Here is a 23,608-nt window from a genome sequence, read left to right on the forward strand (position 1 = left end):
GAAGTGCGATCGCTAAACATCAAACCCTAGTTTACTCAGTAGTTCGTGCCATTTCTCAATCGGTAAACTTCCACCAGAAGCGCTATCGTGACCGTGACCGTAGTTACCTTCGCCCTCCGATAAGTCTAAGTTGCCAAGGAAATCCAGCACGTTAGTCCCACAATCAGTTCTGACACTAAAGTTGACTCTACCAGGAATATAACCCTCATTAGCAGCAATGACAATATATTTGGGCAACCTCGTGCGCCAACTTTGGGCAATTAGCGGATGGATTTGACAAGGTGAATTCATCTGCACTAGGGCAACATTACCTGCAAACACAGGTGCGGCTTTCCTTGCTTGTTCCAAAGCAACTTTTACCTCTTCCCTCGCCGTGCGTAGTTGTGCTACCTCTTCGCTCTCGGAATTTACTAATTCTTTGGGCGAAGTATGAGTTAGTAGAGCTTTTGCGGCAACTTCTGGCTGATAATTAGCAGCACGCCGAGATGCATTAATTAGAGCAGTCGCTTCTTTCAAATACTTAGCAGTGTACTTGCTTTTGGCGATCGCCAGCATCTCAAATGGTGCTTTCTCCCCTAAGTCACTCATCGTACCAATTGCCGCAATCCAATCAATATCTGATACATCCACCAAACTCTTACACAACTCCCAAATTATTAGTGATGTGTTGGGAATGGGATTCCAAGTGTAAGCACTAATAAGAGTATCGCCCTTGGGTACTCCTTCAGGACGGTGGCGATCGATAAAGCAGGTAGCCACACCAGGAATAATTGGTTCTGACTGACTACCTAAATCTAAAACAAATAAACGCTCCGGTACAGATGCTTTAACGCTTTCTCGGTTGGCGCTTGTCCATGCATTGCGTTCTCGATCTGGTATAACTCGCGTTACTTTACTATACCCAACCCTAGATAAAGCTAGTTGTAAAACTACTCCTGCCGTAACTCCATCAGCATCAGAGTCATGCAAGATTGTTACTGGTTGTTCTGGTTTAATATTAGCGATAAAAGTTTGGAAAACACCCAGTGCAGCTTCTAAATCTGGTGTTGCAAATGCTTCTTTTAGCGTGTCTTGTGCTGCGGGATTGTTAGGTAAATCTTGAGAATGGGCTAAAGTGCGTACTGTTTCTAAGGTATCGATCTCTTCTGGTGGCTTATCATCTCGTATCCGCAGAATGCGAGGAAAGCGGAGTGCAAAGCCGCTATTGTGGCGATCGCTTGCTTGGACGCGATCGAATGTCACTTCTAAAACGATGCGAGGTTCGACTATACATACTTTGCCATGAGCTAGTTGTTCTAGAGTATGTGCGCGAAACCAATTGCTCAACTGCGTTACTTCTTCATCTGTCAGTCCTGAATATGCTTTGCCTACATTTAATAAAGTAGGATCGCTTTCGCTTTTACGTACGGCAAATGTATAGTCCGAGAGAAAGCGATGTCTTTTCGCACTACCTACTTCAGCCGCAGTCACAACTACATCTAAAGTTGCCAAGGCGCGTTTAATCTTCAACCACTCTCGCCCACGACGACCTGGTTTGTAGGTAGAGTTGGGATCTTTTACCATCAAACCTTCATTACCTCGATCTCTTGCAGCCATAAATTCTGCATCCAAACCAGAGATATCAACCATCTGTTGGCTGGTGCAACTGCGGACTTGCGCGTAGTTGAGTTGCAATGATTCTAGAACAGTTCGTCGCTCTTTTAGCGGCTCATTAATCAATACTCGATCTTGCGCGTACAACACGTCATAAGCAATAAAGGCAACAGGAACAGCAGCCAGCAATTCTGGTGAAACTTTCTTTCGTCCCAATCGCTGTTGCAGTTGTTGAAAAGGCAGAATCTTGTCGCCCATCATTGGCACTATTTCGCCATCTAGAATTAAACCATTTTCTTGAAGGCGAATGCGCAGAGCGTGCGCTCTGCGCAATCGCGTAGCGTGCGCTCTGCGCATTCGCCTGCGATGGGAATAATATTTGCCAAAGGTTCTATTAAGTCTGGAAAACTTGGTGTAATTTCGTCCAATGTCCGCGAGAAGATAGCGACGCGCCTGCCATCTGCAACTTTGCCATGTAAAACTGGATCGGAAGATTCTGCTAGTGGTGCAACATGAACTTGGGCGCGAATACCATCATACTTATCTTCCACCACAAACCCAGCAGGCAATTGCACTGCCACTTCGGTTAAATCGGCAACTGGACTTGCTAACATAAATTTTATGGGGTGAAATAGCTGCATCTTGGCGCGATCGAGGTGTTGGTGACGGGCAAGTAAGGCAGTTTCACCAATATCGCCTGTAAGCATATTTACCCATTGCACCAAAGATACATTCACACCAAATAGACGCGCTAAAGCATCCTCTACTGCACCTTCTTTAAGCCCAATGCGTAAATCCCCAGATAGTAGCTTGACTATATATTTTGCTTCTAGTGGCGTTGCTGAGTTTAGCAAAGAGGTAAGCAGTTGAGCTTTACTTTTTGTTCCTTTGGCGATCGCAAGTTCATCTAGTTTGTGCGATAACTCTTGCAAAGTGAGACTTGGCTTTTGAACCAAAGGGTTTTGAGTAAAAGCCAAAAATGCAACATCCCCTGGATCTCCTAGCTGTACCAACTGTTGCTGGAGCGAAGTTTTTTCATCGCCAGTTACTTGTGCGATCGCATTTAGCAATGCTGCACCACCAACATTAATAGTTTGTTGCGATCGTAGAGGAAAAACATAACCTGCAAAATAACGGGCGGCAACAGTAAGGTCGTTATCTGTTAAAGAAGTAAAATAGCTACCCAAAAGTGCTGCTTTTTGCAAGCGCTTAGTTGTAGCGGCAATTTGTTCGGCAACCTCAGAAAAACGAATGAATGCTCCTGCATCAACTTCTAAGATGCCATTATCAGTGTTTTGGGCTTCGCTAGGTAGCTGACTTAAACCTACTTGCTGACTCATAAATTACCTATTTAAATATTTTGCATTTTTGACTTCTTACTTCTTGCCTTGGTCAATTCCACTTGCGTATTCTGACAAGTAGGGCAAAAATAGATAATTCTGGTTTTCTCTTCCTCTAAATCGCTCCTAGTTACTTGGCGCAGTTGACGAATTGTAGTAGTACATCTCAAGCATGGTAGGTTAGTGCGACGAAAAACATAATGCCGACTACCAAAATCGCTACCCAGCCGATAAACAAGGGATTGGTCATTGAGTAAGCGCCTGCGATCTTCTGGGGAGACAGTAACGCCTCCAGTAGAGTATGCCCGTTGTGCCATCAAGACAATAGTATTGCATAGGCGCTCTAGATCGTCTGGTGTCAAGTCTGCAACTTTTTTCCAGGGATCTAGCCGACAATCAAAGAGAATTTCTGCTCTTAGGTAATTACCAATTCCTGCTACTATTTGTTGGTCTAATAAGGCAGCACCAATCGGGCGATCTAAATTTTCTGGTTTCAAAAGTCGAGTAATAAATCCTAGCTTGTCGAATGGTTCTTGTTCTGGGTACGGCAAAATGTCGCTACCCAAAGTTTTGAGCGCTGCAACTTCTACGAATGGATCGCCAATACCTAGCTCAAAAATTGGTGCTGACAAGAGGATGGCAGTTGCATCAGGTACGACAATTCGCGCTCGTTCCCGACGATCTATTTCTGTTGGTTCGGCTTCTAGGGTTATCCATTTTCCCCACATCATCAGGTGCGAGTAGAAATAGTAACCGCTTTCAATCCAACCGATCAAGTATTTTCCACGACTTTGTACCCGTTGGACGTGCTTTTGGGTTAAAACTCCAGGATGCTCAAGTAACCAAATTTTGGCTTTGCGCGTCCGTGCTGTTAGAGAAACAATCGGCTTACCAACCAGTGCAGCATTAACTAAATCTGCAAATCGTCTAACTTCTGGTCCTTCTGGCATTCGTTTCTCTATAAGTTTGGATTATTCCACTCTAAATAAGCTGCTTGATAGGAGACATCCGTCTGGGTATATAGCTGTACTATTGACGCTGTCTCCAGACGAATCCCATACTAATGAGTCCACAATTGGCTAAAGCTCCAAAGGGAATCGAGAAAAACCCGTATTTAGCCAGAAATTAGCTGATACTTAGATCGGGCAACCTGCTTAAGAGAGAAAAAGCAAGTTTTCTTGCTCTACCTATGTTCAAAATCTAAAATTGATATTAAATTTAGATAGAAGTAAATCTTACCGAATTGCTAAATTTACCCACAATATAAGGTATTGCCTGTTTCCAGTGCTAAAACAAGATTGCATGCAGGTTTCTCAGCCACCCACCCACTCTGAAGCGCCGCTTCAACTGCTATTATTTGTTGACGATCGCCCTAGTTCCCGCCAACAGATTCAGCAAATTCGTGCTTTTCTCAAACAATTACGACACGATTATGCTTTTGAACTTCAGATTGTTGATGTGGGGGAACAACCCTATTTAGCCGAGCAATTTAGATTAGTGGCAACTCCGGCACTAATCAAAATTCACCCCCAGCCGCAACAAGTATTAGCTGGTAGCGATCTAGAAACTCAATTAAAAAATTGGTGGCTGCGTTGGCAGCAGTCTGTAGAAAATTATCTCAAATTAACTGCACTACCCGAAAACGTTGCCGTACTTTTACCGCCAACGCCAATTCGCTCGATAGCTGATTCTGCTGAACTGCTCAAGCTAAGTGATGAAGTTTTTCGCCTCAAACGGGAAAAAGAAAAATTAATAGAGCAACTACAGTTCAAAGATCGGGCGATCGCTATGTTGGTTCACGATTTGCGAAATCCTTTAACAGCAGTATCTATCGCCTTAGAAACTTTAGAAACCAACTTATTACCGCAGGAAAATCGCCCCGCTCGTCTCAAGCCCGAATTAGCTGCCCAGTTATTCAAACAAGCGCGTAGCCAAGCCAGAAGTATCAATCGCATGATTACAGGGCTATTACAGGTAGCTAGCGGCACTAGCTCCGAGTTGCACATAGAACCAACTAAGCTAGATATGATCGGTCTTTGCCAAGAAATAATGGCGCATTTGGGCGATCGCTTGCAGGCAAAAAATCAAACTCTAGAAACCGATCTGCCCTGCGATTTGCCTTGCGTCTATGCCGATATAGAAAGGCTCAGGCAAGTATTGATTAACTTATTAGAAAATGCTATCAAGTACACGCCTGCATCTGGGACGATTCGCATTTCAGCGTTGCACCGCACTAGCCAAAAAGTGCAGGTAAGTATATGCGATACTGGTCCTGGTATTCCGGTAGAAAATCGCGATCGCGTGTTTGAAGAGCGCTATCGATTGCAACGCGATCGAGCCTTGGAAGGTTATGGCATTGGTTTAGCTTTATGTCAGCGCATTATTCGCGCTCATTACGGGCAAATTTGGGTAGATTCAGGACTTAGCTGCGGTAGTTGTTTCCACTTTACAATTCCGGTTTATCCTGTTTGAAATTGCACTCTAGAAGAGAGTAAATATTTATACTCTCTGCTAGTTCATTCTATTTGCTCGTAAATATCTTGGCTTCGTACGCGGCTAAGTTTATAGCTAACCCTTCCTCGTTAGCTGTTAGACTTTCGTTGCTGCCTTGCCACTCTTGCCAGGTTCCATCTGTGGGAAAGTGACTGACTATGTAGTTATCAAAAGTGCGATCGCCCATATTTACAACTACAACTACGCGATCGCCCGCTTCATGCCAGCGTACATAAGCAAATATTTTATCTTCGGGGTTTTCGTGGAAAAACTCGATATTGTCGCTTTGAATTGCTACAGATTCTTTACGCAAAGCGATTAATTGCTGGTAATACGTAAATAAATCTTTGTTCTCCTGTTGCTCTAATAACAACCAAGCAATTTTTTTCGGCTGAGTGACGCTTTCACTTTTGCGCTTGTGTTCGCCAAACTCCTCGCCCATCCACAGCATCGGAATTCCCATCGCTGTCATTAATAGTGCAGCGCCTAATTTAGCGCGTGTAAATGCTGCATCATCAAAGATACCGCGATCGCCTAATTCCCGCAACGTCCGTTGGCGATCGTGAGTAGATAGGTAGTTGACTACATTGTACGCCGTTGCGTAACCTTGTCTTTTGGGATCTAAAACCTGCTTAAGATTTTCTAAGTCGAAGTCACCACAAATTCCAGGCATGACAAAGTAGCGAAAACTCTCATGCCAGCAAGCATCTAAAGGTCCTTCGGGGGTAGTAATCTGGCTAGTATCGGGGATATGTTCGGCAATATTATAAAATGGCTTATTGGCGGTATTTTTCTTTGACTGATGCGCTAGCCATTCTAGAAACTCGAAATTAGCAAGTTGACGCACTGCATCAAAACGAATGCCATCAATATGATACTCTTGCACCCAAAACCGTACTACGTCACCGACATATTTCCAGGCTGGTTTTACGTCTAATTTTTCGTCATAATTGTCATAGTTAAACTCAGGTCCCCAATGATTTTGCGGATCTTCAGGATAATGCATATGCTCGTAGTACCAGTAGTTGCGGTCTATAAGCATCAAAGGGCATTCTTCATCTGTATGATTGTAAATACCGTCCATGAAGACGCGAATACCTCTAGCATGGCATTCATCGATAAAGCGCTTCAAATCTTCAGTCGAACCGTAGCTAGACTCTGTAGCAAAGAAATGACGCACTTTATAACCCCAGCTATAATCGCCAGGATATTCATTTACTGGCATTAATTCGACTGCATTTATGCCCAAATCGCGTAGATAATCTAACTTAGCGATCGCATCTACATATTTGCCTTTCTTGTCTGCATCCATGTCGCCGCCTGTAAAGTCAGCAATATGCATTTCATAGATAATTAATTCCTGATTTGGCGGTAAAAATGTGTCGTCGTGCTGCCAAACGTAGGTGTCGATTATGCGATCGCCGCCTTTTACTCTCACTATACCGTGATGTTTTTCCTCGTCAACGTCTGTTGCATAAGGATCGATAACATCTATCCACTCATCCTCTGCAAATTGCGGGCTTTTGGTTTGAATCCGGTATTTATATTCGTAGACACCATCTTCTAAGTCTACTTTTGTCCGAAAATAACCATCCTCACCTTTATCCATCGGGATATTTTCCCAATTAGAAAACGAGCCGATTAGTGCTGCTTGTTTATTTCGAGGGGCAAACAATTCAAACTCTATAGAACTTGCCATTTAATTCCTTTTGATTGATAGAAACAGAACATTTTCAATAATTGGGCGAGCGTGCAAGCGCAATTATTAAACTATCTAGTTTATTTAATTCCTGCTTCTCTCCTGAGAAATAAATAATACCATAAATGCAATTGTCTGGCTATTCATAATATATGCTATACTAGCAAATTTCTTTTAGTTGCTATTATTTTATGTATGTACTAAATACTAAATTCAACAATCACTAAAACGCCTTAATATATATGCAATTTTTTGGAAATATTAAAAAGTATCGCTGTTAACAGCAAAATTTTAAAGATAGATTTAATTAATAAATCATTTTTAGCAACAGCGTAGACAAATACGAATTACAAAACTAAAAGGTGGACGCGTCGCAAAACAATATGGTTAATGACTGGATTATCAAGTATAAGAAATTGCGATCGTTGTAGCTGAAAGTAATAGACTCAGCCCTTTGGTTAATCCTTGACGAATACTCCAAAATACTGTGGCTGGAAGATAACTTTTTTTGATAAAGAAATTGCTTTGGTCATTAGCGCTTGGATTTACAATTAGTGAAATTATCTATTAATAATTCAGCAATTTTTATATTTAGATTAACAGTTTATCTCGTCGTTATTCGCCTAGATAAATTTACGTTTTGCTTTGAATATGAGTAAATGTAATTCGCGCCAGCACAGACAGAACTCGCGATTATGAGGGTAAGCGGAGCTTTTTGATTAGGGCAAAATTTAAACTATAGTTTAGAGAAAATGATAGTAAATCGAGTTAACTTGTCAACATCAAATAATACTTGCGCTCCAGATATATATAACGAAAAAAGCAAATTAGATAAACCTAAGCTAGAAATCTGTAAATTGTCTAAAAGTTATGTGAATGTCCAGGAAGGTGCAATACTGCAAAAGGGCGATAGCCTAAATATAAAATATCGTCTTCTTGCAATAATATAGTAGGTTCAACAGCATTGAAAGTATATTGCGTAACGGTAAAACCAGGGTAAGGCAACTCGGCAAAATGTTCGTCTAATGCACCGATATATTCTGGCGCATACAATACAGCATAAGCATCTCCTTGTCTTAAAGCTTCTGCTTCGACTGGATGAATGGCAATTTCGTCAAATTCGTGAATGCCACCAGCACAGATAGTAATGGATATAAGATGCGATCGCCAGCAATGGTTTATCATTAAGTCTGCAATATGTTGGCGCAAACTAGCAACACCAAAGCTTGTATCGATGAGTAAATCTTGGGTTTTGCCTTTGATTAGCCGTAAATTAGCGCGATTCTATTCCTAATGTTGATGCGGTATAAAGAGTCGCTAGTTTTGTCAGTTACAAACCAGGAGTCGCAAACAGGTTTAGGATTGTGCGTAAAATAAACAGTGGGTAAGTTCCAAGGACAAACTGATGAATCGACACTTACCAAAATTCAGAGCAAGGCTGCTGCTTTTAGTTATTGGAGCTTAGTTGCGATCGCATTATCAGCATTTCATTACATCTGCTATGTATAAAACTGCCCTAGACCGATTTTGGGAACTATTAGGATGGGTTCTTGCCCTTAACTCTGAAGCGTTTGAGCAAATTAACACTCTGTTTCATGGCTCAACAGTAGCACTAATCGTTGTTCTGGCTGCTGGTTTATCCCAAGTTTTTGCTCAAAGCATTATTCTATTCATCAACCGTGTCAAACCAGTGCGCTTTGTTTTCAGCTTGCTGGTTGGCACACTCTTGTTTGCATTTGGCTATATATTCCTGGTTTTTAGTACCTGGTCGATCGGGTTTGCTCCATTTACAATCGAAGCTCCTTTTGGTGTTGTGGCACGTACTTTAGGATTTAGCTACGCACCGCTGATTTTTAGTCTTTTCGGGGCGATGCCTTACCTGGGAGAACCGATCCTAGCACTATTGTCGCTATGGCACTTATTGGCAATGGTGGTAGGCATCGCTGCGGCAAGCAATACGGGTGAATGGCAGGCATTTGGAACTGTAGCATTAGGATGGGCTACGCTGTGGGTTTCGCAGCGAACTATTGGCAAGCCAATTGCCTCTTTCGGTCGTTGGGTTGTTTCCCAGGTGGCAGGTGTAGAGCTAGTTACGCAGCGCGAACGGCTTTTAGCAATTGTGCAAAAAAGAAAATTACGTTCTTTGTCCGCCACTAATTTAACAGCATTTAGCGTACCGGAAACAGGAGCAGTCACCTCCCAGATGGAAGAGGAAACGCTCGGAGTTGAACAGCCGCCAACCGAGATGAAAGTGCGAGCGCCAAGTCCTAGATCTAATGCAGCACAGACTGATACAACCAAAAATCGCCGTTTTAGGTTGAGTAAGGTAACAAGACAATTAAGCAGCATACTAATCCTAGCTTTTGTAACTTTTGCTGCGATCGTCCTGCTTGCACCGATTCGCCACTGGTGGTTTGCCTGGTATAGAAATCTGGACGGGATTTTTAAGCTAGTCTTCAATTTGGTATGGATCGGCGTTATCGCCCTTGTGACTGCTGCACTCTTAGCTCCCCTAGAATCCCTTAGTTGGTGGGCGGGTTGGTATGGCGATCGAGTAGACACCACGCCCGATGCAAACAGAGATTCGCAACCTATCCCACAACAAACACCTGCTACTCGTTATGTAATTTATCTCGACGGCATCGGTCAGTCTACATTTGACTATCTGCCAGATATTCAAGAATTTTTAGACTCTTTAGCACCCGCCTTACCCGAAGACGTGCTGCTAATCAAAGACATCATGCCCTACTCAGTCCGCAATAACCCACTGACTGGAAACCGTCCCCTGGCATTCTTCTGGCGCTTGGCTGACTCATTTAGGTTAAAAAATCCTGCCAGCTTATTTGGTTACTTAGTCAATATTCGCAACGTTTTGGTCGTCGCGGTTTCTGCTGACAAACGCTACGGACCAATTTACAACCTGGGAATTGCCCAAGTAATGTATCAAGCCTTGCTTCGACACGGCTACCAACTTAATAGCGGTGTACCAATTAGCCTAATTGGTTTTAGTGGCGGCGGACAAATGGCAGCAGCAGCAGCCCCATTTTTACGACAGGCGTTGAGCGCACCTATTGAGGTTATCTCCCTTGGGGGGGTGATTAGTGGCAATATTAATGTCTTAAAACTCGAACATCTCTATCATCTAGTTGGTGACAAAGATATGGTTGAGCGGATTGGTTCGGGGATGTTCCCTGGACGTTGGGCTATTTTTTTCCTATCTTACTGGAATCGCGCCCAACGATTGGGGAAAGCGAACCGGATTTCTCTAGGTCCAGTTGGGCATCAAGTACCAGGAGGATTAATGGACTCCGAACAGTTTTTACCTGATGGTCGCACTCACTTGCAACAAACTATCGATTGGGTAGTAAAAATCTTACGTGGCACGAAAGGGCGCGCGGAACGGGCAACTCCTCGCCAAAGTAATTACGAATGGTATCGGCAAGCCGCCTTCAATCGACCGGATTTTTATCCAATTCATCAATCGGTATCACCAGAATATTACCAAGCGATCGCACCTTGGATGGGACGATTAATTTTGCCTACCGAAGACCAAAGGCAAGCTGTTAAAGGAGTGTTGTTTGAAGTCCATCACGCACCCTCCCAGTTTCAACATCTAGTCGGACAAGTGGTAATCTTGCGCCTTGGTGACGAGCCTCAAGTGCGGACATACGTCCAGGCAGTAACTAAAGACGTACATTTCAGCGCTCAAGCCGAGTACAGCGCGTGGCAGGGCAATATTCATCCGACTCGGATAGATCGTTGGCGACTTGTTAATCCCTTAGAATCGCTAGCAGGCTCTCATCCCCACGATGACGTGATAGTGATGTTGCCTGAGCCTGTTACTGGGCAGTCAAAAGGCGATCGTTCGCCACACATCCTGTATATCTCTCACGAACCAGTACAAATTACAGGGCGTTACTACGGATTAGTAAAGTTCGTTCAACCTGTTCGCCCAAAAAGCGATTTATTTAGCGTTGTTCACTTCAATCGGACTACAAAGCAATTTGATGGAGCAGAAGAAATTGTAAAGATGCCCTCTGTGGTAGCCAATCGCAATCGTACCTATCCATCCACTAGCAAAGACATTGAAAAATCTCCCCTCAACGCAACCGGATGGTATATCTATGGTGCGGCAGATGAGTCAGGGATATTTGTCGTGCAAGCTCTAGCTCCCCGCGCCTTGTTGCAACTTCAGCCAGAGCGTGCGATCGCAGATAAAGCAGTCAAAAAGTACCTCAAAAAAGAGGCTTGGAGCAACTTGGTTGCCCAGAAAGGTAAAATTAGCTCAGTTGTATCGGGTAAGACAATTCAAGCAAGAAGTGCTGCTTGGCGCGAAGGTCAACGAGCGTTACTAATTCACGTCTATGGTGGAATTGGTGGCAAAAAAACGGAACCAAAGGCAAAAAGTCCGCTCTATTTTGGTCACTTTGCTTATGGAATTGCTAAGGTTGTACGGGAACCATTAAGCGATGAATTGCGCTTTGAGATAGTTTATCACCAGATCTATACTCATAATACTGATGGCTTAATTGCAGGTAGCTTGCATTGGTCGCGTTACATGGGCGATCGCTCTTTTGGTTGGTTGGGGTTGCGTCCAACTTGCGATACTATAGTCGAACTCGATGGGTTTACTGGCGATTATCAAACCCAGGATGGCTGGAAGAAGTCGCCTTTAGACCAATTGATCTATCAACTAGAAATTATGGCGGCTCGCTACCGCATTGGCGATGGTACAGGCGGCACTTTCGTGGGACCAGCTAACAACTGCACCCAAGATGCCAATCAAGCTTTATATGCTGCGCTGAGGCAAATAGCCTTAGCAATTCGTTCTCACCCGAACGTCGAGGAGTGGAAACAACAACATCCCGAACAGTTGCACAGATTAGAGCAGCTAGAAAGGCTAGGTCTAGATCTCAAACGTCTGCTATTACCCTGGGGAACGGCACGAGCAGACTGGAAAAATCAAACTGAGGTATTAGGTAGCACTCTAGAAGACGATCCACTGCAAAACATAATCCGCAGTTTGCTCAGTTGGCGCACTATTTTACCTCGTCTTACTAGCGATGAGGTAGTTGAAACCTTTATCGAGCAGGGTGGCTCGGCATGGGTGTTAAGAACTAATCAAGTTGGTGGACTAGATCCTGATATTGAACCTATTGCGCCAATGACGTTGTAGTTGAAGCCTTATAAAAGGCAAATCCTACTCAACTCGCCCAGATGTTGGCTCTGGGCGAGTGTTATTTACTACCGATCTAACCAGTTAAGTAGCCCCAGTGAAGTAGCGCTGCCTACAAGGTGAGCGCCAATCAGATTGACTGCTGAGGGCGATTCATGGCTATGGCAGCGTCGTCTAGCTCAACCTGTTTTCCATCAAAAGAGGATTAACGGGTATGCAAGGGCGATGGTTGAATATACCGAACAGATGCTTGCAACCTGGCGCGATCGCGAAATCAAGGAGTAGAGTGGCGGATTGAAACTGGCTCAGACCCCAAAAATATTGCTTGGTCTTATCACAATGGAGGCAACTGGCCCGTAATACTATGGCTGTTTGCCGCCGCCGCGCAAAAAACAGGGCAGCAAGAACTAGCAAATCACGCGATCGCTCTTGCCCAATCTCGTTTAATTGAGGACAGATTTCCTGAATATTATGACGGCAAGCAGGGGCGCTTAATTGGTAAAGAATCCAGAATTTATCAAACTTGGACAATTGCTAGATTATTAGCTGCAAAAGAGATAATGAATAACCCAAAACATATTGATTTATTTAGTTTTGAGGAGGAAATTGAGAGTTTAGGTTGTCGGTTGTGCTAAAGAGATCGACTATATGCGATCGCACGAAGGAGTGTGGCTAACTACTTGCGAAGAAATTGCTAACTACTGCACAGCTAGCCGACACTCTGCAATTGAGCTAAAGGCTAATATTGCTTAAAGCAACTAAGCAAATCTTCATCCGCGTCCATCTGCGTTTATCTGCGTTCGCCAAAACTATCCAGAACCCCATAAACCGCCCAAATAGCCATCGGACGCAGGTAATGACAAGCCCGAAAAGTCCCCACAGCAGTAATAGCTTCAGGAGTGCGAAATTGCAGTCCGTTGTCATAAAATTGCTGCACAACTGTTTGGGTAAGCTTAAATGCTTCCTCTTTCATCCCCATTTGAATCAAGAAAGCTGCTATCCCGAAGTTAATACCCGTCCACACTTCCAATGGATGAGTAGCATCAGGGTTTTCAGGCGAACCATCAATTTTCAACCCATTAGCCGCACCGAAAGCGCCGTTGTGGAACTTGAGGAAGCAAGCCTCGTAGACAGTTTTCAAGCTAGATAAAGCGCGATCGCTAGGTACAATATCTGGCAAGCCCAGTAAACGGGCATAAAATTGTCCGCATAACTGATCTGCCATCACTACATCCGAACCGCTTTCGCTGTCAAGTTTGTAGTATTGACCATTCCAAAGTTTTTCTTGATAAATTGGACGCGACTGTTCTAACCAAGTTTGATAAGTAGCAATAGTTTCCGTAATTGGTGGTTGATTTAGAGGAGTAAGAATTTCTCCGAGCGGATGCTCTGGAGGGTAGCTAATTAAAGTTTTACCAATTGCGATCGCAGCTTCTAATCCTGCTAGCCACAAGCCGCCACAGTAAGCACTTACACCTTGCAAGCGCCAATCATCAAATGTCTGATCTGGTGCGCCAGAATTTTCGGGAATACCATCGCCATCAAGATCGAAAGTTTTGAGATAAGTTAAAGTTTGCCCAATCGCCGCCCAGCAATCCCACAATAATTCCCAGTCTGTAGAGCCTGTGAGGACAAAATCGCGGTAAACTTGCAAGACAAAATCGCTAGGCAAATCTTTCCATAAATTGCAATCTTGGTAGCTAGTGTAATTAGTTTTTTCCCAAGGATGCTCGTTCGGTGCGCCCAAATCGTGGGGAGTCGCGTTGGCAACTTTTCTTAAGCCTGTAGCTTTGTTATAGCCAATTTCTCTAAGGGTGCGATCGCTTGTAGAAATCGATCTTGCATACGCTCGTAAAATAGATTTATCTAATTTCGACCACAGCATCAAGAGCGCAAACGAGCCATATAGCCGCACATCTAAGCTTTCATACCAGCGGTAATCTATACACTCTAAAACAGCAAATTGTCCGATTGGATCGCGTTCGTCAGCAGCACTCCACAAAGTACCGCCGCTTGTTAAGTCGTAAAGCTCGTTAAATAGAGCCATTTTGAACCAGTTAGGCAAATCTTGTCGATCTACGATTGGTTGTTGCCAATCTTGGACTTGTTTTTGCCAATTTTGGTATTGTTGCAAAGCGGTTGTAGCGATTTTCCAAGCATTGTGACCGCTTTTGCCAAAAAAGTCTGTATAGCGACGATAATAATTTACTCCAGGGGCAAATTCAGTTATCGGGAAATCCCAAGCTATAACAAAAGGTATTTCTAGACTTTCACCAGGTTGCAAAGTAAATTTAATTGCGATCGCACTTGCTAATTGTTCGCCTTCAGCAATTGGAGTTTCATCAGTGTAATTAGGTAAAGAACCGTCAGTAGAGAAACTTTGCCAAACATCTTCCCCCGTACCTGTAGGATTCCAGCGCGTATGATGGAATTGGTATTTGGGATTAGTTGCAGTTGCGATCGCCCATTGTCCTAAACCTTCAGCAACTTCAGTGCCAACTCTACCTAAAACGCAACCGAAACTATTACTATCTTCGACCAATTTGGTGTAATTTCCCGCACTTTGTCCTAAACGCGGTTCGTACTCATAAACTGGACTACCATCATCTCTAACGCGCACTTTTGGCGATTTTATCGAGTTTGTAAACCAGCCCACCATATTTTGCCACGTCAGCATAATACTGAGCGTTAGCAGTTTATCTGTAGGATTATGGACATTCCAAACAAATATTGCCACCGGATAGCTAGTTTCCTCGTAATTTTCCGGCAATATCGGCGAAAACTGTTCGCAACTAAGCTGCGATTGAAATACATCCTCATAGACAAACCAACTACGCGGATAAAGAGCGTGATATGTACCCTGATTTTGCGGATACCACTGCCAAGCGTGTAAACTGCCGTCATCGGGTGCTTCAGTACATAAAGCATAGGCAAAAGTGCGTAGGACTTCGTCCTTGCCGCAGGCATCGCCTTGCTGCTCAAAAACGCTAAATTGACAAGCAGGGACGCTTTGAAAAGTATGTTCTCCGCCGTCAATATGCCACAAATTGAAATCCCCTTTAGAGGAACGCCCCATACAACCAGCGCCAAAGCCACCTAAAGGCATTCCATGCCAAGGACCATCATCAAGATTACTAGGATTGCGGACAGTGTAAGGTTTATCCCATCCTAAGCCAATGGGACGATTCCAAGTACAAGGAGGAAGTTGGGTTAAGTGGCGATCTTTCATAAAAACCTTACGCGAGCTTGAAAACCTAGCATCTTCAGCAGGATAAACTACTTCGTAGTAATTTGAAAGGTTAACTCAATATTTACCGACAATGAGCAAAACTATTGTAATTACAGGTGTAAGTAAAGGTCTAGGGCTGGCTATGACCGAACAGTTTATCAAACAGCAGCATACAGTTCTAGGTTGTGCGCGATCGCCCCAAGTTATCCACCAACTCCAGTAATACGGTCAACCGCACAATTCTAGTGTTGTAAATGTAATTGATACTTTGTGGGCATTGGGCTAATATCTGGGTTGAAGATGCACTTAAAGTAACCAGATAGTTATCTGTGTCAATTTCATAGTGTTCTAAAAGGAGCAGGTTGCAATCAGGAAGTGGGCATTGAAGGAATTCTACAGTTATAAGCTCTAAAGGTGTCTCATTCTTCTAGGATTATCCAGCGTATGACTAGATCGCCAAAAGCTCAGAAAAAACTTATTTAATTGTCGTTCAACATATGCGCGACTAACCGATATTTCTACTCCATATTTGAATTGATAACATCATCTAATCAAAAATGCAAAATCAACCAAGCAACAAGATTTTTTCAATCTCAGGTATTCATAATGAAATTGAAAAAATTATAAAATCTGTTGTTGGAGATATAAGCAAGCAGGGATTAAAAGATTTTATCTACCAAAGTTGGGACAAAGGAGAAATTTTATTTAATGTGGATGAATGCTATCACTCTAGCCTTGAATTCATTAATGGTTTAGATAAGGATAAGCGGTTTTCAACAGCCTCTTTTTATTTACCACATCAATTACCTTCTACATCAACTCTACTATACACGAAAGAGTTTGCGGCGAGGCTTGTCCATGATTCGGCTGGCGAAAAATATAAACATATCAAATTTAATGAATATAATATCGAGCCGCATCACCATGAAGTTGATTCAATTATTATTGCTACGTCTAAATGTAAATTGACGGATGCAGAATTTATAATCCATGACTCAAGATTAAAATTTGACACTGTGGTTAGAATACCTTTCGGTTTTGCTAGTGTAGTTTGCTTTCCTCGTTTTGTAAATCACACTTTTCTCCCGTCAGATGTAGGGCTTTCAACACTGAACATAACTGACAGCTATGTTCAACCGCATACTAATGGTTTTTCTCACCCAGCACCCTGCAACTTTGACGATGCAGTAGTAATGTCTTACAATGATTATCAAACAATGTTAAATACGCAATAACTCTTGCATAAAGCCATAAATTTTTTAAATTTTAGCTTGAAAAGATACATCTCATTTTATATATTAACTAATGTTTTTTATACATACTCATTCAATTGCAAAGTTATTATATTGCTTATTTCTAGTAAGTTCAATAATTACTGCAAATGAATCATTAGGAGCTAAACAGCATTACGTGTGACAAGTTCAACGTACGAGTGACTATGCTGCTCTACGCTCTATAGGGTCTGCTTGCCACTCAGCCTAACTAATTCCAAAAGGAAGATTTACTGATAGATGTTTATACCAGCATTTTTCAGTCACTTATTTTCTTGCTTCTGGCAAATTAGATTGGCTTGAGCAGCGCTAGTAGGAGCAGTAGCAATCAAAGTTACCTTACCATTTTTATCCACAATCCATCCTTGGGCTTCCACAATTGGCGCTGCTGTGGTTCTAGTTTCTGGAGTGGGGATAGTGGTGGTAGTTTTTTCTTGTCTGCTTGTTTGCTCTAATGTTACCCAATTCGCTAATGATTCATCGCCGACTAGCGAGTCAGTTGGGCTAGGTGGCAATCCGCCGCGTCCCTTAACGATAAACTCGCCCCGATTTTGCCTCGCTCCATTACTATCGCGACAGCCTTGAGCGATGCGGGAGCTAACATCAACAACTTCTTGTGGGAGTTGAGTTAAATCGCGTCTGGGGTCAATTTCTGGTAACTCAATATTCACATTTCCTTGCAATCCTTGTTCGGAACTAGCGGTGATGTCGTTAGTTATGGGATTATCTTGAGCTTGAAAGGCAATGCCAAATAGTCCTTGGCTATCGATGCTAACGTTGCCACCACTGCCAGTAAAAGCATTGGCTCGAATGTCGCTATTTTCTTTAGGGAAGGCGACAATCAAATCGGAGTCGATATTGATATTGCCACCGTTGCCGCCAGCATTAGCGGTTCCGGCGGTAGTGGAAATTAGGCTACTGTTACGTAACTGCAATAGCTCAACATTATTGAGCGTGATATTGCCGCCCTTAACTGTAGTAGTCTCGGCGCTGAGGCGGGAGGAGTTATTCAAATGCACTCTGTTGGCTGTAATGTCAATGTCTCCTGCTCTACCTTCACCCTCACTACTGACGGCAATTGTTGCACCATCGAATACTTCTAGCTTGCCTGTGGTAACTTTCACTGTGCCACCACTACCAGAAGAGTCAAGAGTGTTAGCATACAAGCCAGTTGCTTCGAGGTCGTTGATTGGGATGTTGCTCGGATTAGACCCAAAAAGTGTGATGCGACTTTTAGCATTAATAGTAATATTACCTGCCCCCCCTCTACCATCGGTATCAGTATTCACCTTTCCTCCCCCTATTGCCTCAAAGGTCTTAGCGTTAAAGGTGACGCTTCCGCCCCCAAAGCGACTAGAGGTTTCAGCAGAGACTACCGCTCCATCTGCAATGCGAATAGAATCGGCAGCAATGCGTATATCTCCGCCTTGTCCTTCTGCGCTTGCTTGGCTAGCAGTGATTATTGCACTAAGAAATCCTTGCTGATTTATTCCCTCTATATTGACGCGATCGCGGGCATCAATAATTACATTGCCAGCGTTGCCTTGTCCGAAGGTATTGGCTTGCAGTTGTGCACCGTCAGCTAGAGAGATGGAGCCTGCAGTGATGTCTATATTACCGCCCTCGCCTATGGCTTGCTTGTTATCCGCAGTGCCGACGGAGCTATAGATACTACTGTTATGGAGGGATACGCCTTCGCTAGCATTGATGATGACGTTACCAGCGTTGCCTTGTCCGATGGTAATAGCGACCAGTGCAGCACTGTCGGTTAGAGCGAGGGAACCTGTAGTAATACGGATATCGCCACCCTCGCCCACAGCTTGCATCGTCTCCGTAGTATCAACGGAGCTAAAGATAGCACTACTTCCATTTAAGGCAACGCCTTCGCGAGCATTAATAATTACATCGCCAGCGTCGCCTTGTCCGAAGGTATTAGCTTGGAGTTGTGCGCCGTCAGCTAGAGAAAGGGAGCCTGTGGTAATGTAGATATTACCGCCCTCACCTATAGCTTGCGTGTCCGCACTAACATCACCGACGGAGCTAAATATAATACTGTTATTCAAAGATACGTCTTTGCTAGCATTGATAAATACATCGCCAGCGTTGCCTTGTCCGAAGGTATTGGCTTGCAGTCGTGTGCCGTCAGTCAGGGAAAGGGAACCTGTGGCAATGCTAATATTACCAGCGTTACCGATGCCACTAACACGTACTTGATTACGAATACGGGCTGATTCTCTGCCACGAATAGTATTGGCAATGAGCGTAATGTCTCCTGCTTGAGCGCCAATAAAGCCAGAATTGCGACCAATTCCTGCCGACAGAACACTACCTGAAATCTCCAAGTCGCCAGCATTGATAGTAATACTGCCGCCACCATCTGCTGCTACATCAATGAGTGATTGATTCGTTAGCGACACATCTGCTCGCGCTATCCCATCTGGAAAACTTAGACTACCATCAGTATTACGGCTAACTGTTCCTGGTGCGCTCAATCCCCCGATCTCCACTCGTCCTCCTAAAGCATTCAATCCCCCACCGTCCATGCTGATATTGCCGCCTAATAGCGTCAATCCCTCTCCCTCTAGCACTCGTAAGCCAAATCCAGTTGCTCCTGATGGGTTATCACCCAATTCAATTTTTGAATTACTGGCAATGGGTGCGGGATTGATTTGATTGAACAAAAATGCTGATGGTTGCACCGTTAGCAGTGGTGGTGCGGTCGGATTGGTGGCGCTGAAATCGCCTCGCTCGCCGAACTCTAGAGCATCTGCTGTAGTTGCGGTAAAGGAGCCGCTCACATCCAATCGAGCATTGGCACCAAAGATAATCCCACTAGGGTTAATCAAGAACAAGTTAGCATTGCCTGATACGCCGAGTATGCCATCAATTTGCGAACTTGTACCTCCGGTGACGCGCGTGATGATATTGTCTACCCCTGGGTCGCTAAAGTACACGCTCCTACCTGGATCGACATTCAACTGTTGCAAACTATGAAATAAATTGTCGCCTCGTCGCGCTCCGCCTTCAATGCGATCGCCTGGTAAACTTGAGTCCAATGGCACGACTACAGAACGCTCGTTTCCCAGTGTGTCATCGGCAATTGGTCGGCTTTGTGCTGCTGCCCAACTTGTCCATCCTAGCAGCATCCTACCAACGATAATCCCACTTGTTAGTGCTAATTGCCAACTAAGGCGTGGCATAGTAGTAGTCCTTTCAGCATTAGTTATTGTGTTAACTCAAAGCATTCTTGCCATATTCCTTTTTGAGCCTACTTTTCATATTGCTCAATACAGATTTTGTCAATATCAAAGTCTTCCTTGCTTAGTTTATCGTCTGATACCTCATTATTAGAAATTCTAATAACTACTGCAAATGTATCATCCGAACTTAATCTTATTCTCTTTTTATTTTGTAATTCCTCATAAATATATTCCCAATGATGTCTGAAATACCATCCAAGCTTGCGCGTTGCATCTTCTGCTAATCCAGCCAATAGAATTATTTTTCTATTATTGAGTTCACATTTCGCAATTAACGCATATTCATGGTTCTTGTCTTGACCCTCTCTGTAAGTCACAACTTCTTTTTGGGCAAGATCGATGTTAGTATAGCGACTACTAATTTCAAAATAAAAGGGCTCGTACTCGCTTCTATTATTAGCACGGTAAAAGTCAATATTAAAACATTTTCCTTTTAATTTTTTATCTCTTATCCAAGTAAGAATTTTAAGGTTTGAAAAACCTAAAATAATAATAGTTCCTTCTCCTCGATCTTGGTAAATGATCGTTTCGATGTCGTCTGCAGGTTTAGGCAAAGGCAAGTTGTAGTGCTCAAATAAAGAAAGTATATAATATGAAGCAACTCCATCATTCTCGACGATAACCAAACAAGTAGAATTATCTCTCTTTTTCGCAATGTTATTCATTGCAGCTTGTTTTGTTTCTATCGCCTTTATTGGAAAGTTATCAATTTTCAAATGTTGTTTTATCTCTGTTTTTGTCATAAAATATGCGGGCACAACAACTTGCGGAATGTTATCGTCTATTTCCTCTTTATTCTTATAGCCTGTAAGCGTCAATAATCTCTGTTGTTTGGATTGATCGTCTCCTGTAATCGCCTTAATTAGATCGTAAATTATCTCACTAGAAAATTTATTGGCAAGAGCAGTAGTGAGGTTGACAGGAAGTGGATCGTTTCTGAAGTAGATAGGCGGTTTTTGATTGTTAAAATTTAAGCCATTGCCTGAGAAATATGCTGGTATCAAATGCTGTAAATTGTTATATTTTGCACTTTTATAAAACTTTTTTAAAAAACTATCTATCTTCGTATCGTTCCAGAATTCCCAATTATCGCTAAAACAAACTATGACTGAATTAGTCTGAGCGATCGATCGCTTTTCCCACGTTTCATAGGGTTCACCATAACGTTGGTTTTTGGTAGCTATATCTACTTTTAGTCCTTCTATTTTTAGTTGATCTAGTATCAGGTTAAGACATTCACCAATGTCGGAATCGTTTGGGTTGTAGAAAAATAAAGCATCCATTTGACTTTGAGATGCTCTCTGATAAGTTGAGGCTGAGATCTGAGAAGAATTACTTGATTTCTCCTTTTCAACCTTCCAGTTCTCAGTAAATGCCTGAGAATTTTTCTTCGCATCCACAGACCACAGCTTTAAGTCAAATGTCCAAATTACTGGGTATTTGCCAGATCTTTTTACCTTCTTATTAGTAATAATTTTTACATATTCAAAGGAGAAACTTATGGTTTCGCGTATTTGTTCTTCTGAGAATTCCCCCAAACTATCAGTCATAACCCATTGCTTCATTTGGTAAAGCGATGCCTCAACTGACAGGTAAGGTTGTTTTTCTGTGTTGTAGCGCATTTTCACGCCTTTTTCCTCCTTTTCTACACAGTTCATAAAGGCTGTCAGAAGCCTGACAGCTCGATTCATTGATTTATCTCCACGGCTAACGTTTGGCATTGTATTAAAGCTAAAGGATAATGTTGTTCCTTGTATTATACCTCATTTAAATTTTTACCCTATTTACTATATTGTTTAACCTTTTTACAAAAAAGATATTTATTCATGTGTTTGCAAGAACACGCTAAAACGGTTTTGCAGGAGTTTTGGCGCTTTTAATTACATTTTGTAACAAACTTTTGTTTAACCAACTTGGGACTTAGAATGGTGGTATTCAAATCTAGGTTTCTTCATGTTCAGGCAAATATCGGCTTTCCTACTTTCTAAAGTGGTCTTTGTAATGCGAAAAGACCCTACCGTAAGCGGACCAAATACAGTAGCAAACACTTTATGTTTAGCGTTAGCGTTAGTTATTACTCCTCTAGGGCATGTAGGGGATGATCTAAGTAGTAAGGCAGCTAGATCGCAAGCAGTAATTTCCACGATCGAATGCAAGCAGCAACCAAACGAATTGAAAAATACCAGAGTATCTCCAAGAGTTACTGAGAATCGTTTCCAACCACTTCTTGCAGTTCAAAGTGGCAATTTCATTCCAAAGACCACAACCCCCCCTCGACCATGCCCAAGCGATCTCTTTGTATCAAGATCTCCATGCCATTGTCCACCCAAATAAGGCTGATCTAGGGCAGCCTATCTTCCTAGTTTCTTTACCTGCTGGCTGACGTTGCGATCGCCAGCAGGACGACAAGGTAAGAAGACCACAAATCGACACTGCACATTGGCGATACATCGCAGGCAAAGAGTTCTACAAGGCTTGAGCCGATGTCGCCAATGTAAAACGCTTACAATTTCACGAGTCGTACAGTCAATGGATAACCAAAGTTCATCCATCCATATCGTCACGCGGTATCAGGCGGGAGAGCGGAATTTTAGTAACGCCAGCCTGGTTGATATAAATCTCTCTTGGAGGCTCTTACCGCAGATTGGGCTAGAGCGATCCAACTTGAAGCGAGCCAAGCTCGTTGGCTCGGATTTGGGAAGATCGATACTGAAGGGAGCAGACTTGAAAAACGCAACGTTGCACAGAGCTAAGTTACTACAGGCGAATATAGAGGATGCAAACTTACAAATGGCAATTTTAGCTTATGCAAATTTAGATTATGCAAATTTGAGCTATGCCAATCTAAGTGGAGCGCAGTTGCTACGAGCAACATTAAATAATGCTCATCTCTATAAAGCGAATTTAGCTCATGCCGAGCTGCGAAGGTCAATTTTAGATGGTGCAAACTTAGAGTGTGTAACACTACAACAGGCGGATTTAAGAGGCGCTTCTTTACGTGGAGCGAATCTTATTCAAGCAGACCTAAGAGGCTGCCGCTTAAGCAAAGCTAGCCTAGATGGAGCAAAGCTGCATCACGCGATTATGCCAGATGGCACTATCCACAATTAGCAAGCTGATATGCATTTTAATTGACATCATCTAATGACTACGGGAGTTAGTCAAGAGTTAGAAAACACAATTATCTTAACGACTGGACTAAATATTCCAGATTCTTTCTGTTGCAAGCAACTTGAATGCTGATGAGATGAGCATCCATTTGCGTCTGCTCAATTGCAGGTTGAATTAATTGGCACAGCAAATATTTTCACTAAAGTAATTAAGGATTAATTATGAACAACGACAATCAGCGCCGCTTAAAAATTGTGCTTTCTAAATCAGATTTAGGGGCAAGTACGAAAGGTTCTAGTTTAGGTCCAGGAGCCTATCCCACTAATATAAAAATCTGAGCTAGAATCAACGTAAAGGAGAAATAGACAGAACAAAGAAGAAGGAAAATGGCAGGTAGGTTTGAGGGGTTGAGCGACTTGGAATGGAAGTTATTTGA

At 42.9% G+C, this 23,608-nt stretch carries 15 protein-coding genes and 1 pseudogene; 8 read left to right on the forward strand and 8 right to left on the reverse strand.

Annotated features, from left to right (window positions below; translation table 11 throughout):
* Nucleotides 1-12 precede the first annotated feature (12 nt).
* From UH38_RS25890 to UH38_RS12370, 3 genes are read right to left on the reverse strand one after another with little or no spacing between them, the layout of a single operon-like run.
* Nucleotides 13-1,854, reverse strand: a complete 1,842-nt coding sequence (locus UH38_RS25890; RefSeq protein ID WP_407640449.1) for an ATP-dependent DNA ligase — start codon at nt 1,852-1,854, stop codon at nt 13-15.
* Between the two features lie 23 nt (nt 1,855-1,877).
* The gene (locus tag UH38_RS12365) at nt 1,878-2,933 is read right to left on the reverse strand and encodes an ATP-dependent DNA ligase (RefSeq protein ID WP_045054951.1); all 1,056 of its coding nucleotides are present in this window, start codon (nt 2,931-2,933) and stop codon (nt 1,878-1,880) included.
* Between the two features lie 11 nt (nt 2,934-2,944).
* Nucleotides 2,945-3,883, reverse strand: coding sequence for an Fpg/Nei family DNA glycosylase (locus UH38_RS12370; protein ID WP_045054952.1), 939 nt, complete (start codon nt 3,881-3,883; stop codon nt 2,945-2,947).
* Nucleotides 3,884-4,217: 334 nt separating this feature from the next.
* On the opposite strand from UH38_RS12370, the gene UH38_RS12375 reads away from it, so the two are divergent.
* Nucleotides 4,218-5,405 (forward strand): histidine kinase, encoded by a 1,188-nt coding sequence (locus UH38_RS12375; RefSeq protein ID WP_407640450.1) that lies wholly within the window; start codon nt 4,218-4,220, stop codon nt 5,403-5,405.
* A 49-nt stretch (nt 5,406-5,454) separates the two neighbouring features.
* Here UH38_RS12375 and UH38_RS12380 read toward each other — a convergent pair whose 3' ends face one another.
* Both UH38_RS12380 and UH38_RS27240 read right to left on the reverse strand, forming a co-directional pair.
* Nucleotides 5,455-7,125 (reverse strand): alpha-amylase family glycosyl hydrolase, encoded by a 1,671-nt coding sequence (locus UH38_RS12380; RefSeq protein ID WP_045054954.1) that lies wholly within the window; start codon nt 7,123-7,125, stop codon nt 5,455-5,457.
* Between the two features lie 861 nt (nt 7,126-7,986).
* Nucleotides 7,987-8,310: an MBL fold metallo-hydrolase gene (locus tag UH38_RS27240; protein WP_052672365.1), complete on the reverse strand. Its 324-nt coding sequence runs from the start codon at nt 8,308-8,310 to the stop codon at nt 7,987-7,989.
* 195 nt (nt 8,311-8,505) lie between these two features.
* Between UH38_RS27240 and UH38_RS27885 the strand changes: the two genes are divergently transcribed.
* The 4 genes and pseudogenes from UH38_RS27885 to UH38_RS25375 form a co-directional block, all read left to right on the forward strand.
* Nucleotides 8,506-8,634, forward strand: coding sequence for a hypothetical protein (locus UH38_RS27885; RefSeq protein ID WP_268748883.1), 129 nt, complete (start codon nt 8,506-8,508; stop codon nt 8,632-8,634).
* The gene (locus UH38_RS12390; RefSeq protein WP_045054955.1) at nt 8,627-12,301 is read left to right on the forward strand and encodes a CAAX amino protease; all 3,675 of its coding nucleotides are present in this window, start codon (nt 8,627-8,629) and stop codon (nt 12,299-12,301) included. Before UH38_RS27885 ends, UH38_RS12390 begins: the two co-directional genes overlap by 8 nt.
* Before the next feature lie 135 nt (nt 12,302-12,436).
* Nucleotides 12,437-12,586, forward strand: a complete 150-nt coding sequence (locus UH38_RS26290; RefSeq protein WP_200892415.1) for a hypothetical protein — start codon at nt 12,437-12,439, stop codon at nt 12,584-12,586.
* Nucleotides 12,577-12,936, forward strand: a pseudogene (locus UH38_RS25375) (glycoside hydrolase 100 family protein); the annotation flags it as partial. The gene UH38_RS26290 and the pseudogene UH38_RS25375, both read left to right, overlap by 10 nt.
* Before the next feature lie 155 nt (nt 12,937-13,091).
* Here UH38_RS25375 and UH38_RS12395 read toward each other — a convergent pair.
* Nucleotides 13,092-15,530 carry a GH116 family glycosyl hydrolase gene (locus UH38_RS12395; protein WP_045054956.1) on the reverse strand — a complete coding sequence of 813 codons (2,439 nt, stop codon included), beginning with the start codon at nt 15,528-15,530 and terminating at the stop codon, nt 13,092-13,094.
* Nucleotides 15,531-15,621: 91 nt separating this feature from the next.
* Here UH38_RS12395 and UH38_RS26295 point away from each other — a divergent pair, with 91 nt between their 5' ends.
* A complete protein-coding gene (locus UH38_RS26295; protein ID WP_144405672.1) occupies nt 15,622-15,753 on the forward strand; it encodes an SDR family NAD(P)-dependent oxidoreductase in 132 nt (43 codons plus the stop codon).
* Nucleotides 15,754-16,087: 334 nt separating this feature from the next.
* A complete protein-coding gene (locus UH38_RS12400; protein ID WP_045054957.1) occupies nt 16,088-16,765 on the forward strand; it encodes a hypothetical protein in 678 nt (225 codons plus the stop codon).
* A gap of 299 nt (nt 16,766-17,064) precedes the next feature.
* On the opposite strand, the gene UH38_RS12405 is transcribed toward UH38_RS12400, so the two are convergent.
* Nucleotides 17,065-20,001 carry a two-partner secretion domain-containing protein gene (locus tag UH38_RS12405; RefSeq protein WP_045054958.1) on the reverse strand — a complete coding sequence of 979 codons (2,937 nt, stop codon included), beginning with the start codon at nt 19,999-20,001 and terminating at the stop codon, nt 17,065-17,067.
* Nucleotides 20,002-20,069: 68 nt separating this feature from the next.
* Nucleotides 20,070-21,752, reverse strand: a complete 1,683-nt coding sequence (locus UH38_RS12410) for a hypothetical protein (RefSeq protein WP_045054959.1) — start codon at nt 21,750-21,752, stop codon at nt 20,070-20,072.
* Nucleotides 21,753-22,590: 838 nt separating this feature from the next.
* On the opposite strand from UH38_RS12410, the gene UH38_RS25385 reads away from it, so the two are divergent.
* A complete protein-coding gene (locus UH38_RS25385) occupies nt 22,591-23,172 on the forward strand; it encodes a pentapeptide repeat-containing protein (protein WP_045054960.1) in 582 nt (193 codons plus the stop codon).
* Nucleotides 23,173-23,608: the final 436 nt, after the last annotated feature.

The sequence above is a fragment of the Aliterella atlantica CENA595 genome (assembly GCF_000952155.1).
Lineage (GTDB): Bacteria > Cyanobacteriota > Cyanobacteriia > Cyanobacteriales > Chroococcidiopsidaceae > Aliterella > Aliterella atlantica.

Bases quoted from the DNA above. Each gene is read 5' to 3' on its own strand.
- UH38_RS12410 (WP_045054959.1), bottom strand. From the start codon at position 21,752: ATGAATCGAGCTGTCAGGCTTCTGACAGCCTTTATGAACTGTGTAGAA.
- UH38_RS12370 (WP_045054952.1), bottom strand. From the start codon at position 3,883: ATGCCAGAAGGACCAGAAGTTAGACGATTTGCAGATTTAGTTAATGCT.
- UH38_RS25385 (WP_045054960.1), top strand. From the start codon at position 22,591: ATGGATAACCAAAGTTCATCCATCCATATCGTCACGCGGTATCAGGCG.
- UH38_RS12380 (WP_045054954.1), bottom strand. From the start codon at position 7,125: ATGGCAAGTTCTATAGAGTTTGAATTGTTTGCCCCTCGAAATAAACAA.
- UH38_RS12400 (WP_045054957.1), top strand. From the start codon at position 16,088: ATGCAAAATCAACCAAGCAACAAGATTTTTTCAATCTCAGGTATTCAT.
- UH38_RS27240 (WP_052672365.1), bottom strand. From the start codon at position 8,310: ATGATAAACCATTGCTGGCGATCGCATCTTATATCCATTACTATCTGT.
- UH38_RS26295 (WP_144405672.1), top strand. From the start codon at position 15,622: ATGAGCAAAACTATTGTAATTACAGGTGTAAGTAAAGGTCTAGGGCTG.
- UH38_RS12395 (WP_045054956.1), bottom strand. From the start codon at position 15,530: ATGAAAGATCGCCACTTAACCCAACTTCCTCCTTGTACTTGGAATCGT.
- UH38_RS12405 (WP_045054958.1), bottom strand. From the start codon at position 20,001: ATGCCACGCCTTAGTTGGCAATTAGCACTAACAAGTGGGATTATCGTT.
- UH38_RS12390 (WP_045054955.1), top strand. From the start codon at position 8,627: ATGTATAAAACTGCCCTAGACCGATTTTGGGAACTATTAGGATGGGTT.
- UH38_RS12365 (WP_045054951.1), bottom strand. From the start codon at position 2,933: ATGAGTCAGCAAGTAGGTTTAAGTCAGCTACCTAGCGAAGCCCAAAAC.
- UH38_RS25890 (WP_407640449.1), bottom strand. From the start codon at position 1,854: ATGATGGGCGACAAGATTCTGCCTTTTCAACAACTGCAACAGCGATTG.